We start from the raw sequence: 14,342 nt of genomic DNA on the forward strand, positions 1-14,342 counted from the left end.
ATCATGGGCAATGTAACCAAAGACGAAGCGCTGTATCAGGAGATGTGTCGCGTGGTAGGCAAAGTCGTTCTGGAGATGCGCGATCTCGGGCAGGAGCCAAAGCATATTGTCATCGCCGGGGTCCTGCGTACCTCGCTGGCGAACCAGCGGGTAAAGCGCAGTGAATTGACGACCCAGGCGATGGAAACCGTGGTTAAAGCGCTGGCCGATTAAACTGCCAGCGTTTTGCCAGCTGTTCAATCCCGCAGCACAGCAGGTAATAGACCACCCCCGTAAAGACAAAAATCGCCGCCGGGTAGATCTGCACCCGGTTGTTCACCTGGCCTGCGACGGTAGTCAGCTCCGGCACGTTGACGATAAAGGCCAGCGAGGTGTCTTTCAGCAGGCTGATAAAAATCCCCACCAGCGACGGCAAGATGTTGCGCAACGTCTGCGGCAGCAGTACCCACCCCAGGGTTTGCAGCTCACTGAACCCCTGCGCCTGCGCCGCTTCATACTGCCCTACGGGCAATGCCCGCAGTCCGGCCAGCACCGAGTGCATCACCGCCGCCGCGGTAAACCACGCCAGCGCCAGGGTGACGGTGAGCGCACCCGGGAGATCGCCCCCGGTAATGAGCGGCAGCAGATACCACAGCCAGAAAATGACAAATATCAGCGGGATCCCGCGGATAATCTCGGCCCACAGGAACAGCGCCTTGCGGATCGCCCCCGGAAATCGCCACGCCAGCCCCGCCAGCGCTATTCCGGCAGGTAACGCCAGTGCCGCTGCGCCGAAGGCCATCAGCAGCGTCAGCAGCACGCCGCCGGGCTGACCGGCTGCGGCGCGCCCCCACAGCAGATAATCCAGGTTATCGGTAATCACGGTCAGTCCGGCCAGCATTTCTCTTCACTCCGGGCGGTAAGGGCGACTTTTTTACGCCGTTCGGTTGTGGGACCCAGTTTCGTCAGCAGCACGCCCATCGCCACGCCGGTGAGCAGATACAGCACCGTGCCGACGCTGAAGGCCTCCAGCGCATGGGCGTTATAGCTCTCTATCTGCCGCACCTGATAGGTCAGTTCCGCAAAGCCAATTCCGCTCGCCAGCGACGAGAGCTTCATCAGGTTGAGATACTGACCCACCACCGGTTGCCAGGCGTTGGCCAGCCCCTGCGGCAGGAGGATGTAGCGCAGCAGCGGCCAGGCGGAAAAGCCTTGTGCCAGCGCGGCTTCCCGCTGTCCGGCAGAGACAGCGCGTAATCCGGCGGTGATCTCCTCGGTCAGAAAGGCCGAGGTAAAGACCCCCAGCCCCCAGGCGGAGCAGAGAAATTCGGGCGTGAACCACCAGACCTGACCCGGCAGCAGCGACCAGGAATGCTCATCCATCACGAAGGTGCGAAAACCCTGAGGCAATCCGTTCCACGCGGCGAAATACCAGAACAGGAGCTGCACCAGCAGAGGGGTGTTGCGAAACAGCGAGACCCACAGGGCCACGATGTTTGCGCCGATGCGGCCCCCGGCGAGACGCAACCCCAGGCAGGCGAGGGTGATGAGACTGGCGACCACCATTCCCGCCAGGGTCACCCACAGGGTGGTGAGAAAACCGGACACTAACCACTGCAAGGGCTGGCCGGTCAGCACCCCTTGCCAGTCGAGGGCCGGCATCACACCGCTCCCGGATGCAGCGGGTTGAGCACCTTCTGCAGAAAACGCTGGGTGCGCGGATGGGACGGGTGCTGGAAGAACTGCTCTGGCGGGGCCACTTCCAGAATGTGCCCGCCATCGATGAACACCACCCGGTCGGCAATCTCCCGGGCAAACTGCATCTCATGAGTGACGACAATCATGGTGATCCCGCTGTGGGCGAGGGCTTTCATCACCAGCAGCACTTCGCCAATCATCTCGGGATCGAGAGCCGAGGTGGGCTCATCAAACAGGATGATCTGCGGGGAGGAGGCCAGCGCCCGGGCGATCGCCACCCGCTGCTGCTGTCCGCCGGACAGCGCCTCCGGATAGTGGTCGGCTTTGTCCGCCAGGCCCACCTGGGCCAGCAGCGCTTCGGCGCGGGTGTCGGCCTCGACGGGCCGCCAGCCGTGCACGTGCTTCAGCGCCAGGGCGATGTTTTGCCGCGCCGTCAGATGGCTGTAGAGGTTGAACTGCTGAAAGACAAACCCGACCCGGCTGCGCAACTGGCGCAACGCCTGGCGGGAGAGCTGACGCGTCGATTTGCCGTCGATCAGGATGTCGCCGGAGGTCAGGGTTTCCAGCTGATTGATAAGGCGGATCAGCGTCGATTTACCGGAGCCCGACGGCCCGAGAATGGCCACCACTTCCCCTGGCGTGACGCTGAGGTTGATGCCCTTCAGCACCGGACGATCGCCGTAGCGTTTTGCCACCTCTGAAAAGGTGACGCTGGCCTGCGCCAGATGTGAAAAATCCGCGGCAGGTGCCGCGGAGCGTGAGAATAAACCTGACATCTTACTGGGCTTCTATTTTAAAGGCGCGAGGCTGCGGGGAGGGGGTCTGCGGTCCAAACCAGACATCGTAGATCTTCGCCGCCTCGCCGTTGCTCTCCAGCTTCACCAGCTCGTCGTTCACCACTTTCAGCAGCGCGGTTTCGCCTTTCTTCACCCCGACGCCGATCTCCTCCTTACTCAGCAGGTCAGGAAGAATTTTAAAGCTGGCTTTGTCCGGGGCCTGGGCCAGCAGACCCGCCAGAATGGTGCTGTCCTGGGTGATGGCCTGCACGTTGCCGTTGCGCAACGCCGTCAGCGCCAGCGGGATATCATCATAGGAGAGCACGCGGGACTGCGGGAAACGCTGATGCAGCGCCTGTTCGCCAGTCGTGCCCTTTACCGCCCCGATACGCGCCTTGCTATACGCATCCAGCTTATCCGCCCCGTTAGCCGGCACCAGGAACTGCTGCCCGGTCACGAAATAGGGGGTGGAAAAATCGATCACCTGGGCGCGCTCCGGGGTGATGGTGATATCCGCCACGATCAGATCCGCCTTGCCCGACTGCAGCAGCGGGATGCGGTTCGCCGGGTTGGTGGCGACCAGCTCCAGCTTGACCCCCAGCGTTTTGGCTAATGCGTTAGCGAAATCCACGTCGTAGCCGACGATCTCGTGGCTTTTAGCATCCACCGAACCAAACGGCGGGTTGGCATCGAAGGTGGCGACTTTCACCACCCCTGCGGCCTTAATATCGGCCAGCTGGTCTGCTTGCGCCTGAGTAGCAGCGATCCCCCCTGCGGCCAGCAAACCAAGTGCCAGCGCCAGTTTTGTCTGTATTGCCATAAGTTCCTCTGAGTCTGTTTATTGTTTTGTCCTGTTACGCTCCCATAACCGACCCCGACCGCCAAATGCCAATATCGTCTTTACTATTGCCGGAATCGGCATTTCCACCGCGGGCAGATTGCTGGTTTACTGCATTCAGGCTGAAAAGATGAGGAACAGGGCAATGGGCAAACTGATGAGTACGTTACGGCGGTTTTTTGCCGCAAAACCGGAAGAGAACAGCGCGCAGCGTATTATTGAATCCATTTTGCCGGTTGCCAGCCTGTATGGCGTGGACATCGCCAACATCGACCCGGAGTGGTTCCATGAGCAAACGCAACGCTGAGCACCGCCATGTGCGGGAAACCTACTGGAACGAGGTGTGCGTTCTTCCGCGCACGCCCCGCCATTCTGGACCCTAACTTCCAAAAATCTCCGCAAGTTTTGTCCCCGGCTTAGCTTCCTGCTAAGGTCTCTGGCGTCCTTTCCAGCGCCAGTTAACTAAATGAACAACCGAAAATTTTTAAAACGTGGGCTTCTGATCTGGCTGATTGCCTGTCTGCTGAGCAGCGTGCTGCTGTATGCCGAACAGATCCGCCGTCAGTTCTGGGATCTGGACCGGGCGTTTGCCGCCGCCTTTGCTGAAACCGGGGCGGTCCTCACCCAGAATGAGTCGGTGCTGCCCCTGTTGAATGGCGATGAAGATCTGGCCGCGCTGCGTAAAAAATTCCCGCAAATACGCGACCTGCAAAAGACCCAGGGGCGCGCCCTCGACGCCGCGCGGGTTGAACCCGTGGGCGACACGCAATACTGGCTTTATAACCCCTGGCGACAGATCCGGGTGCTGATCGATACCCGGTCGGTGATCGGCGCCAGACCGCACTTTACCCGCCTCAGTCTGGATCTGCGCGGCAACGTATCGCCACCCTCCGAAGAGGCCTTCTGGCACTGGCAGCGGCAGTTCTCCCTGCACACTCAGCCCTTTATCCTGCGGGCCGAGGCCCGACCGGCGTGGCTGAACGTTGCTCCGGTGCCGTTTGTGCTGCTCTGGCTGGGATGGGGCATAGTGATTGCGGCGGGTGGGGTGATCCTCTGGCAGCGTAAGCAGCGGCAAAAAGCCGACCAGCGCGCCCGGTATTATCAGCATGCCAGGCTCAATACCCTGGGGGAAATCACCGCCGGGATCGTGCATGAGATTAACCAGCCCCTGACGGCGGTGCAGACCTGGATCCAGGGGGCCCAGCGCTAGCTGCATCAGGGCAATCCCGAGGCGGTGTCTCAGGCCCTCGGCTCGGCGCTGGTACAGACTCAGCGGATAGCCGAGCTGCTGACCCGCTTTCGCGAACATGTCACCGAGGAGAGGGTGGACCTGGGCGAGGTGGATCTGGCCAGCTGCTGGCAGCAGGTCGGCAACTTGCTGGAGCACGAGCGCACCGCCCGACATATTCGTCTCACCCATGATTTCGCCCCCGATGCTCGCACGCTCTGCGCCGACCGGCTGTGGCTGGAGCAGGTGCTGCACAACCTCCTCAGCAACGCCATCCAGGCGCAGCAGGAGCGGGCGGCGGGCTGGGTGCATATCCACAGCCAGCGCAGCGGCGAATTTATCCAAATAGAGATCACTGACGGCGGGCCGGGCTTTACCCCGGAGGCCTTACTCAACGCCTTTATGCCCTTTTACAGCGGGCGGCAGGGTGGCATCGGCCTGGGCATGACCTTAACCGAGTCATTAGTCACCAGAATGAATGGCACCCTGACCCTGGATAATGCCCCGCAGGGCGGGGCCAGGGTCCGGTTGCAGTTTGCTTATTACGGGAGTCAGGAAAATGGATAACGTCATCTGGTTAATTGACGATGATGCCTCGGTCAGGGAGTCGCTGGTTTTTCTGCTCTCCGGGATGCACTGGCGCGTTGAACCTTACGAGAGTATTGCGGCTTTTACCGCCGCCCACGGCGACGAAAAGGCCCTGACCGGCTGCCTGCTGCTGGATATGCGTATGCCGGGCAAAGGCGGGCTGGCCTGGCTGGAGGAGGGGGCCTGGGCCTGGCCGCTGCTGCCGGTGATCCTGATGACCGGTCACGGCACCATCGATGCCTGTCGGCGGGCGTTTCATAACGGGGTGTTTGAATTCTTCACCAAGCCGCTGGATGCCGACAAGCTGATCGAATCCATTACCGCCGCGCTGGCGGAGAGCCAGCAGCGGGTGGGGCGCTGGCAGGAGGCCAGACGGGTCAGAGCGCTGTTTGAGCAGCTCACCGCCCGGGAACACGAGGTACTGCTGGCCCTGATGGAAGGGAGCAGTAATAAAGAGGTCGCCGCCCGGCTGAACCTCTCGCCCCGAACGGTGGAGGCGCACCGGGCCGCGGTGTTCGCCAAGCTCGGGGTCTCCAGCCTGGTGCAGGCCATTCGGGAATACGACAAATTGCAATCCGTAGAACTACCAGGGTAACTGCGTAATCGACCGAATAACATTTCAGTACGCATATCGGTACGCTGCATCTGTTTCCACTTACCCGAGGATGTGCGATGAAAAAGTTAATGATGGTAGCAGTGTGTGTAGCCGGGATGGTCAGCGTATCGGCGCAGGCCCAGTCCGTGACGCAAAAAAGTCTCTCCCTGACTCAGGCGAACGCTTTAGCCAGCGCGGCCATTCAGGCCTGTACGACCAAAAATTATCAGGTCAGCGTCACGGTGGTGGATCGTGCCGGGGTGGTTAAAGCGGTTCAGCGCACGGACAACGCCGGTCCGCACACTCTGAAAGCCAGCGAGATGAAAGCCTTTACCGCCCTCAGCACCAAAAATGCCTCGGGCAAAGTGATGGAGTCCGCGCAAAGCAACGCGGGAGCACAGAACCTGCGTGATATTCCGGGCCTGCTGCTGCTGGCGGGTGGTTTACCGGTTAAGGAAGGGGATGAGACGATCGGGGCTATCGGGATCGGCGGCGCGCCGGGTGGGCATCTGGATGAAGCCTGCGCCCAGCAAGCAATCGACAGTATGAATAAGTCGTAATAATTAATTGCTACGGGTGTTGTAGGCCGGGTAAGGCGGCAGCCGCCACCCGGCTTTTTACATCAGATCTTGCAGGCGTCGCCGCAGTCATCGTCCGCCACAATCGCCTGGGCTTTTTTATCCGCATCTTCAAGGCGTTCTGCGTTACGTTCTTCCGCTTCATCCAGCCCGTCAAACACCAGATTGTTGAGATCAATTTCCATCATTTACCTGCTTTGTTCGGTTTTTGTTCCAGGTCGTATTATAGAGCAAAACCATGGCCTGAGGCACCCCAGCGCACATAAGGATAATCCTTGCCATACTCATCACTTATCCGACAAAGGAGGAGTCATGATCGCCATCTGTAAAACCTGCGGCACGTCTTATGACCTCGAACCGCAACAGTGCGCCATTTGCGAGGATGAACGCCAGTACGTGCCCGCGACGGGGCAGGAGTGGGTCGATTTCAGCACCCTGACCACCACCCACACCAACAAGTGGCAGCAGCTCGAGGCTGACCTTCTGACCATCAAAACCGTCCCCGCCTTTGCCATCAGCCAGCGGGCGATCCTGCTGCGTACCCCGCAAGGCAACGTGCTCTGGGACTGCATCGCCAATCTCGACCCCGCCACCCATGCCCTGGTGACAGCCCTGGGTGGGATCGACGCTATCGCCATCTCGCACCCGCACTACTACACCACCATGCAGGAGTGGGCCGCGGCCTTTAATGCCCCGGTGTATCTGCATGCCAGCGATCGGCAGTGGGTGATGCGGGACAGTCCCGCCCTGCGCTTCTGGGAGGGGGATTCCCTCGAGATCGCCCCTGGCGTTACGCTCCTGCGGCTGGGCGGTCACTTTGCGGGTGGGACGGTACTGCACTGGAATATCGAGGGAGGCGTAGTGTTGGCCGGGGATATCCTGCAGGTGACCCCCGGTAAAGACGCGGTCTCCTTTATGTGGAGCTACCCGAATATGCTGCCGCTGCCGGCAGATGAGGTGAGCGCGATCGGCGCGCGTCTGGAGGATGTGCGCTTTGAACGGCTCTACGGCGCCTTTGAAGGGCAGAACATTTCCGCCAATGCGCGGGAGATTGTCATGCGGTCGGTCCAGAAATATATTGCTTGTCTGAACTCGGGGACGGTGAGTAAACTCAAAAAACCGTGATCTCGATCATGCCTGTACAATCACAATAAAATGAGACATTGCTATGCAACATATCATTGAAGGTTTTCTCAGCTTTCAAAAAGAAGTTTTTCCGCAACGTAAAGACCTCTTCCGCAGTCTGGCCTCCAGCCAGAATCCCAAAGCGCTTTTCATCTCCTGTTCCGACAGCCGTCTGGTGCCGGAGTTAGTGACCCAGCAGGATCCGGGACAGCTCTTTGTCATTCGTAATGCTGGCAACATCGTGCCGCCGTTCGGGCCTGAGCCAGGCGGCGTCTCCGCAACTATCGAATACGCCGTGGTGGCACTTGGCGTCACCGACATCGTGATCTGCGGCCACTCTAACTGCGGCGCGATGAAGGCGATTGCCGATAACGCCAACCTCGATCCGATGCCAGCGGTATCCCACTGGCTGCGTTACTCCGATGCCGCGAAAGCGGTGGTGGAGAATAAAACCTGGGACAACCCGACTGACAAAGTGAATGCCATGGTGCAGGAAAACGTCTTCGCCCAGCTGAGCAACATCAAAACTCACCCGTCGGTGGCGGTCGGCCTGCGTAACAACGCCATCCGTCTGCACGGCTGGGTTTACGATATTGAAAGCGGGGCAATTCTCGCCCTGGATAAAGAGTCAAAATCCTTCATTTCTCTGTCAGACAATCCTGGCGTTTACTTCGAGTAATGGTCAGCGTGCAGGGCGGGCTCTCCCGCCCTGCAACCGTTTAAGGCATCACTTCCAGCCTCATTCCCGCCCGCTTCGCCGTTTCCGGCAGCAGATCCACCGCCGTTACATAGCCATCTGGGTCAAGGCAGCGATTGGCCGCTCTGGCCTGCTCCAGAATCGTCTCATCCCAGTAAACCCGCTTACGTTGATCGCCCTGGGTGGTGAGAATGCACTCCATGTCGCCGTCCAGCGCACGATAACGTCGCCAGCTGTTCTCCGGGACCGAAATCACCGAGCGTTCCGGGGCGATAATGCTCACCTCTTCGCCCTCCAGGTTCCAGGTCACCTCCAGGGTGCCCTTAAAGACCATGATCACCTGCACGTCCGGGCACAAGTGGCGGCCGACCACGTGATCGGATTTCAGGCGCAGCCACTCCACCGAGAAGCCGTGCGGGTTGACGATGGAGGGCCCGGCGTGTTTATCCTGGCTGATGCCGAAGCCAATCACCGGGGCAATCTCCCCCCCGTGGCCCGGCAGCACCGAATCGAGCAGGCCCGCCGCAGACCAGCGGCGATCCTCGCCGGTGACCGCCCGCTGGCGCATCTCGTCGACAGAGTAGTGGCGCAGGGCGGCAATCTCTTCCGGAGGCAGCGGGGCCAGCAGCCCCGCCGGTTCCGGCAAGGTATCCCCCACGTTGACGTCGATCAGCATATTCTCTTTGCTGAGATAGAGGCCGTACTCACTGGCCGCATTCAGAATTGACGGATGCCAGATGATCCCCCCGGTATTATTCCCGCCAAGCACCGTGTAGACCATGCCGCAGGTCTCTTCTTTGCTGACGTTGGTAAAGCCGCGGAAGATCCAGGTCGGAATGGAGAGAATGGCCGGGGCGCTGAACTCGGCTTCGTTTTCGCCGTTAGCTCCCCAGCGGAATCGCCAGGTCCCCTCATGGATCAAAAACACTTCAGCGGTGAAGTGCAGGTGCAGATTATTGGTCACCCCTTTTGGCATCGCCGCGGCACCGATGTTAAAGCCGTGCGGTTCCGGGATATTCACCACCTGGGCTGAGGACTGGGTCACGCCCGGGCCAATAAAGGAGTAGTTCTGCTTCAGGTGCGAGCCGGGAAGTTTGCAATCGATAAATGCCAGATTGCAGGAGACCATATCTTCGGGGGCAACCAGACGGCTTCTGGCCTGTTCCGGGGTAATGTGACGTGCTTTCATTATTCTCTCCTGTTAATAGCCTGATGCGCCGGTGGTGGGGATCGCGTTGCCGCGCGCCTGGGCGACGGCTTCGCGTGAGGCGCGGCCAAGTTGCATGACATCGTTGGCGGGGGTGACAAACTGGAAGCCTTCGCTGATACGGCGGGCAGCGGCCTCGCCGGAGGTACAAAAGATACCGGCGATTTTTTGCTGCTGACGACAGCGGCTGACCACCAGCTCAATGGCCGCCAGCATCTCCGGGTGCCGGGATTCAGCGCTGGCGCTGCCGGTCAGGGTGAGGGAGAGATCGTTAGGGCCGATAAAGACCCCGTCCAGCCCTTCGGTGGCCAGAATGGCATCGAGGTTCACCAGCCCTTCGCGGGTTTCGATCATCGCCAGGGTCAGAATTTCATCATTGGCGTGCTGAGGGTAATCGGCCCCGCCGTACAGCAGGCCGCGGGCCGGACCGAAAGAGCGATTGCCCAGCGGCGGATAGCGGCAGGCGGCGACAAAGCGTCGGGCCTCTTCCGGGGTGGAGATCATCGGGCAGATAATGCCGTAGGCACCGGCATCCAGCATGCGCATGATCTGCGCCGGATCGTTATCGGCAACGCGCACCAGCGGTACCGCCGGGGTGGCGGAGAGCGCCTGTAACATGGTGAGCGCGCTGGCGAAGTCGATCATCCCGTGCTGAAGATCGACGGTCACCGCGTCATAGCCCTGATGGCCGAGGATCTCGGCGCTGTAGCTGGAGGGGATCGCCAGCCAGCCGTTGATAATGGCGGCGTTTTCGTGCACCGCCCTGAGTTTATTCTTGCGCATCTGAACACTCCTGAATCCACTGGCGTAGCGGGGGGCCGACCTCATCGGGTACTTCGAGAAGGGTGAAGTGCCCGGCCGCGGCGAGGGTCACGCACCTCGCCTGCGGGGCGCTCTCCGCCACCAGCTGGTGGTGGTGGGGCGTGCAGATCGGGTCGTGCACGCCGTTGATAATAATGATCGGGCAGGCAAGGGCGGCCAGCGCCCCGCGATTGTCCCGTCGGGTAATGGCGATCTCGGTCTGCGTCACTAGGGTATCGAGGCCACTCTCCTCTGCCATCCGGCAGATAAGATCCTGTAAGGCCTGGTCGCCCACACGAGACGGCGCAACGTACTTCGGCCACAGGCTGGCAGATAGCCACGTCGTCAGCCCCTGCTGGCGGGCAGCGCTCACCGCCTCGCGCCGCGCCGGGGCATGTTCCGGCGGAACGGCCAGCGGGTTGACCGACAGCAGCGCCAGCCCGGCAATGCGTCCGGGAGCGTCGGCGACCATCTGCAGCGCCACAATCGCCCCCAGCGAAAACCCGGCCAGCAGAAAGCGCGGTGGTAGCTGTTCAAGGAGCCGCCGCGAGGCCTGCTCCGCCGAGGTGTCCGCCGTCAGCCGGGGGCAGATCACGGCCGACAGATTGAGCCGGGCCAGAACGGGCTGCCAGAGCCGGGCGTTGCAGAGCGTGCCGCCGAGCAGGACCAGCGGCAGGGCGCGATTATCCACAATCTCACTCCTCAGGTTGCGGTCCAGCCGCCGTCGACCATCAGCGCGCTGCCGGTGATCATCCCCGCGGCATCGGAGGCCAGAAACACCACCGGCCCCATAACGTCTTCCACCTTGCCCAGCCGGGGCAGCTTGATGTTGTCCAGCACGTAGCGGCGAAAATCGGGGTCGGCCAGCGACGGCGCCGAGAGCGCGGTCTCGATAAAGGTCGGACACAGGGTGTTGACCCGGATCCCATCCTCGCCCAGCTCCAGCGCCATGGCTTTGGTGAGCCCCTCCAGCGCAAATTTCGACGCGCAGTAGACGCTGCGGCGGGGGCCGCCGACATGCCCCATCTGCGAAGAGAGGTGAACGATCGACCCGGCAATCTGCTGGTCGCGCATCCGCGCCGCCACCCGCTGGCTGATAAAGAAGGTGGCCCGCAGGTTAATCGCCATCACCGCATCGAAATTCTCCTCACTGACGGCCAGAAATGCTTCGTGGCGCGCCAGCCCGGCGCTGTTCACCAGAATGTCGAACGCGGGCAGCCCGGCGAGCACCGACTCAACCTGCGCCACGTCGGTGATATCCAGCGTCACCAGGTGCAGCCCCAGCCCGTGTTCCGCGGCGAGGGTTGCGGCGTCGTCCAGCCCCTGGCGATCCCGGGCGGCGATCCACACCTGTGCCCCGGCGTGGGCCAGGGCGACGGCGCAGGCGAACCCCAGCCCTCTGGAGCCGCCCGTCACCAGGGCACGCTTGCCGTGCAGGCCAAAGGAGGGCATCTCAGGAAAGGTCATGGGTTATACCTTCTCTCTGACCGGGGCCGGAGTGGCGTAAGGCACCTCCACCTGACCGTAGCGGCGCACGCGAACGTTGGCCTGCTCGGCGTGCCCAGCAAAGCCCTCCAGCAGCGACAGCCGCGAGCAGTAGCTGCCGATCTCCGCGGTGGCCTCATCGCTGAGCACCTTCTGCCAGGTGCAGGTTTTCATAAATTTGCCGACCCACAGGCCGCCGGTGTAACGCGCCGCCTTTTGCGTCGGCAGGGTGTGGTTAGTGCCGATCACCTTGTCGCCGTAAGCGACGTTGGTACGCGGGCCGAGGAACAGGGCGCCGAAGTTGGTCAGGTTCGCAAGGAACCAGTCGTCGCGGTCGGTCATCACCTGGACATGTTCAGAGGCGATGCGATCCGCTTCGGCGAGCATTTCGTCGTAGCTGTCGCAGACGATGATCTCCCCGTAGTCTTGCCAGGCCTGGCGGGCGATGTCGGCGGTAGGCAGTTTTTCCAGCAGGCGGTCGATCTCCCGCAGCGTCTCTTTGGCCAGGGTCATTGAATTGGTCAGCAGGATCGCAGGTGTTGTAACGCCGTGTTCGGCCTGTCCCAGCAGGTCGGTGGCGCAGATCTCGGCGTCGACGGTATCGTCGGCAATCACCAGGGTTTCGGTGGGGCCAGCGAAGAGGTCAATCCCCACCCGGCCAAACAGCTGACGCTTGGCCTCCGCCACAAAGGCGTTACCCGGCCCGACCAGCATATCCACCGGGGCCAGGGAATCGGTGCCCAGCGCCATCGCGCCAATCGCCTGAATGCCGCCGAGGGCGTAGATCTCGGTGGCCCCGGCCATTTTCTGCGCCGCCACGATCGCCGGGGCAGGCTCGCCGCCGAACGGCGGGGCGCAGCTGACGATGCGGGAGCAGCCCGCCACGTTGGCGGTGATAATCGACATGTGCGCCGAGGCCAACAGCGGATATTTCCCGCCCGGGACATAACAGCCAACCGCGTTAATAGGAATATTTTTATGGCCGAGGATCACCCCGGGGCGGGTCTCTATTTCCAGGTCAAGCAGACATGCTTTTTGCGCGCGAGCAAAATTAAAGACCTGCTCCTGGGCGAATTCGATATCGTGAATATCCTGGCGGCTTAATTTTTTGATACAGGCATTAATTTCTGCATCGCTCAGGCGATAATCCTGCCGGTCATAACGGTCAAACTTAACGGATAATTCACGGATGGCTTTATTACCGCGCTTTTCAATATCCGCGAGAAGAAGCTCTACCGTCTCCCTTATTTGTCGCTGCGCATCCTGACGTTCCTGAACCGGTTTACTGGTTTTAAGTATATAAGCCACACTATCTTCCTTCTCTATTTATGATGAGGGGTATCCTCCCGGCGGGCCGGGATAAATTTATCGGGAATAAAAATTACTGGTCGCGCGCGGGCGCGAGGGAACTGTTAAGAGATAATTCAGCCGTGGCCGGTGTTTTACGGGAATAGACCCAGCGCACCGAGAGCGGGGTGGCAATCGCCGCCACGATCGACAGGGCGGCGATAAACAGATACCCGGACGACAGGTTAATGTGCTGCATCATCACTCCCATGATCACCGGCCCGGCAAACATGCCGCAGGAATAGATGGTCTGGAACAGCCCCATCCGCGTCGACTGCTCATCCGAGGTGGTATTGACCACGCTCAGGGACATAAAGGCCGCGAATGCCATCCCGAAGGAGAAGCCGGCCAGCGCCTGCAAGAGATAGATCAGATAGAGATTGCTGGTGAAGGGGATGCCAAAGGTCGACACCACCTGCAGCACAATGCCCAGCACCGCGGTCTTCATCAGGCCCAGGCGCTGGTAGAACACGCTGCTGCACAGGGCAATGGCAAGAGCGTAGAAGATCAGATGGATATTGCTCAGCAGGGTCAAAATTCCGGCCCGTCCGCCCAGCTGCTCGGCGTAGATCGGCGTCAGGGTATCGCGGGTGGCAAAAGGCACCAGGATGACGAGGGTCGCCAGAATACCGATCAGCCACACCGAACGGTCGGCCAGCTGTAGGCGGGCCCCGGCGATACAGGCTTTCAGGGTCGGGGCTTTGACCGGGTCGTGGACATCGCGAATGCGGGTGGTGAGGTACAGCGCTACCAGCGCCGACACGCAGGAGACGAAAAAGGCGATGTTGTTATCAAAATAGTGAATCAACAGGCCGCCAATGCAGTTGCCGAGAAACACCCCCACCGGCCCGGCCAGCGCCAGCAGCGCCACGGCAGCGGGGGCCTCTTTGCGATCAAAGTAGCGAATAAACAGGATGTTGTAGAGCACCCAGGTGGCAGCGGTGACCCCGTCCGCCGCTTTCGCCAGATACAGGGTGATGGCATTCGGCTCCAGCCAGGCCAGCGGCCAGGCGATGATCGGCAGGACCAGCGCGAACTGGATAAAGATTTTCCGACTCTTTACCACGTCGGAGACAATCCCCAGCGGGAAGCGGATCAGCAGGGTCGCCAGCCCGCTGGCCCCCATGATGATCCCCATCACCTGCGGCTCCATCCCCTGATTGATCATCATCGGGGCCAGAAACGCATCGATGCTATGAATACAGATAAAAAACAACACGCTGATGATAAAGAACAGCCGGGCTTCCGGTCGGCGTAACAGTGCTCGAAACATGGTTGTGAACCTCTTAAAACGTAATGGGTTAAAACCAGTCAAGTACGACTTTTACCGGCTCACTCCTTTTGGTGACTGCCCAATCTGCCCGGTACCATTGACGGTGTGAAAACTGCTCTGCATACGT

At 60.8% G+C, this 14,342-nt stretch carries 17 protein-coding genes and 1 pseudogene; 7 read left to right on the top strand and 11 right to left on the bottom strand.

Annotated features, from left to right (window positions below):
• Positions 1–3 precede the first annotated feature (3 nt).
• Complete coding sequence (fumD, locus tag M8318_RS21555) at positions 4–213, top strand: fumarate hydratase FumD (protein ID WP_262664431.1); 210 nt, start codon at positions 4–6, stop codon at positions 211–213.
• Here the strand turns inward: fumD and M8318_RS21560 are convergent.
• The 4 genes from M8318_RS21560 to M8318_RS21575 are packed head-to-tail and all read right to left on the bottom strand — an operon-like array spanning position 194 to position 3,273.
• Positions 194–880 (bottom strand): amino acid ABC transporter permease, encoded by a 687-nt coding sequence (locus M8318_RS21560; protein WP_262664432.1) that lies wholly within the window; start codon positions 878–880, stop codon positions 194–196. The genes fumD and M8318_RS21560 overlap by 20 nt on opposite strands.
• The gene (locus M8318_RS21565) at positions 865–1,641 is read right to left on the bottom strand and encodes an amino acid ABC transporter permease (RefSeq protein WP_262664433.1); all 777 of its coding nucleotides are present in this window, start codon (positions 1,639–1,641) and stop codon (positions 865–867) included. The genes M8318_RS21560 and M8318_RS21565 overlap by 16 nt, the downstream gene beginning before the upstream one ends.
• Positions 1,641–2,453, bottom strand: a complete 813-nt coding sequence (locus tag M8318_RS21570) for an amino acid ABC transporter ATP-binding protein (RefSeq protein ID WP_262664434.1) — start codon at positions 2,451–2,453, stop codon at positions 1,641–1,643. Before M8318_RS21570 ends, M8318_RS21565 begins: the two co-directional genes overlap by 1 nt.
• Position 2,454: 1 nt before the next feature.
• A complete protein-coding gene (locus M8318_RS21575; RefSeq protein WP_262664435.1) occupies positions 2,455–3,273 on the bottom strand; it encodes an ABC transporter substrate-binding protein in 819 nt (272 codons plus the stop codon).
• A 163-nt stretch (positions 3,274–3,436) separates the two neighbouring features.
• On the opposite strand from M8318_RS21575, the gene M8318_RS21580 reads away from it, so the two are divergent.
• From M8318_RS21580 to M8318_RS21600, 4 genes and pseudogenes are all read left to right on the top strand, one after another.
• Positions 3,437–3,598, top strand: coding sequence for a hypothetical protein (locus M8318_RS21580; RefSeq protein ID WP_166182259.1), 162 nt, complete (start codon positions 3,437–3,439; stop codon positions 3,596–3,598).
• Positions 3,599–3,757: 159 nt separating this feature from the next.
• Positions 3,758–5,086, top strand: a pseudogene (locus M8318_RS22770) (sensor histidine kinase).
• Positions 5,079–5,702, top strand: coding sequence for a response regulator transcription factor (locus M8318_RS21595; RefSeq protein WP_262664439.1), 624 nt, complete (start codon positions 5,079–5,081; stop codon positions 5,700–5,702). The pseudogene M8318_RS22770 and the gene M8318_RS21595 overlap by 8 nt, the downstream one beginning before the upstream one ends.
• A gap of 77 nt (positions 5,703–5,779) precedes the next feature.
• Positions 5,780–6,262: a GlcG/HbpS family heme-binding protein gene (locus M8318_RS21600; protein WP_262664440.1), complete on the top strand. Its 483-nt coding sequence runs from the start codon at positions 5,780–5,782 to the stop codon at positions 6,260–6,262.
• 62 nt (positions 6,263–6,324) lie between these two features.
• On the opposite strand, the gene M8318_RS21605 is transcribed toward M8318_RS21600, so the two are convergent.
• Positions 6,325–6,465, bottom strand: coding sequence for a hypothetical protein (locus M8318_RS21605; protein ID WP_032617828.1), 141 nt, complete (start codon positions 6,463–6,465; stop codon positions 6,325–6,327).
• A gap of 127 nt (positions 6,466–6,592) precedes the next feature.
• Between M8318_RS21605 and M8318_RS21610 the strand changes: the two genes are divergently transcribed.
• Both M8318_RS21610 and M8318_RS21615 read left to right on the top strand, forming a co-directional pair.
• Positions 6,593–7,405 (top strand): MBL fold metallo-hydrolase, encoded by an 813-nt coding sequence (locus tag M8318_RS21610; RefSeq protein WP_262664441.1) that lies wholly within the window; start codon positions 6,593–6,595, stop codon positions 7,403–7,405.
• Between the two features lie 43 nt (positions 7,406–7,448).
• Complete coding sequence (locus M8318_RS21615; RefSeq protein WP_262664442.1) at positions 7,449–8,084, top strand: carbonic anhydrase; 636 nt, start codon at positions 7,449–7,451, stop codon at positions 8,082–8,084.
• Positions 8,085–8,124: 40 nt separating this feature from the next.
• On the opposite strand, the gene M8318_RS21620 is transcribed toward M8318_RS21615, so the two are convergent.
• The 6 genes from M8318_RS21620 to M8318_RS21645 all read right to left on the bottom strand — a co-directional run bounded on the left by M8318_RS21620 (position 8,125) and on the right by M8318_RS21645 (position 14,215).
• On the bottom strand, positions 8,125–9,291 hold the full coding sequence (locus M8318_RS21620; protein ID WP_262664443.1) for a cupin domain-containing protein: 1,167 nt from the start codon (positions 9,289–9,291) through the stop codon (positions 8,125–8,127).
• A gap of 12 nt (positions 9,292–9,303) precedes the next feature.
• Positions 9,304–10,092, bottom strand: a complete 789-nt coding sequence (locus M8318_RS21625) for an HpcH/HpaI aldolase family protein (RefSeq protein WP_262664444.1) — start codon at positions 10,090–10,092, stop codon at positions 9,304–9,306.
• Entirely contained in the window at positions 10,079–10,801 is a 723-nt protein-coding gene (locus M8318_RS21630; protein ID WP_262664445.1) for an alpha/beta fold hydrolase, read from the bottom strand. Before M8318_RS21630 ends, M8318_RS21625 begins: the two co-directional genes overlap by 14 nt.
• A gap of 11 nt (positions 10,802–10,812) precedes the next feature.
• Entirely contained in the window at positions 10,813–11,577 is a 765-nt protein-coding gene (locus M8318_RS21635) for an SDR family NAD(P)-dependent oxidoreductase (protein WP_262664446.1), read from the bottom strand.
• 3 nt (positions 11,578–11,580) lie between these two features.
• Complete coding sequence (hisD, locus tag M8318_RS21640) at positions 11,581–12,903, bottom strand: histidinol dehydrogenase (RefSeq protein ID WP_262664447.1); 1,323 nt, start codon at positions 12,901–12,903, stop codon at positions 11,581–11,583.
• A gap of 73 nt (positions 12,904–12,976) precedes the next feature.
• Positions 12,977–14,215, bottom strand: coding sequence for an MFS transporter (locus tag M8318_RS21645; RefSeq protein ID WP_106993677.1), 1,239 nt, complete (start codon positions 14,213–14,215; stop codon positions 12,977–12,979).
• Positions 14,216–14,342: the final 127 nt, after the last annotated feature.

The sequence above is a fragment of the Leclercia tamurae genome (assembly GCF_025566055.1).
In the GTDB taxonomy this organism is placed as follows: Bacteria; Pseudomonadota; Gammaproteobacteria; order Enterobacterales; family Enterobacteriaceae; genus Enterobacter; species Enterobacter tamurae.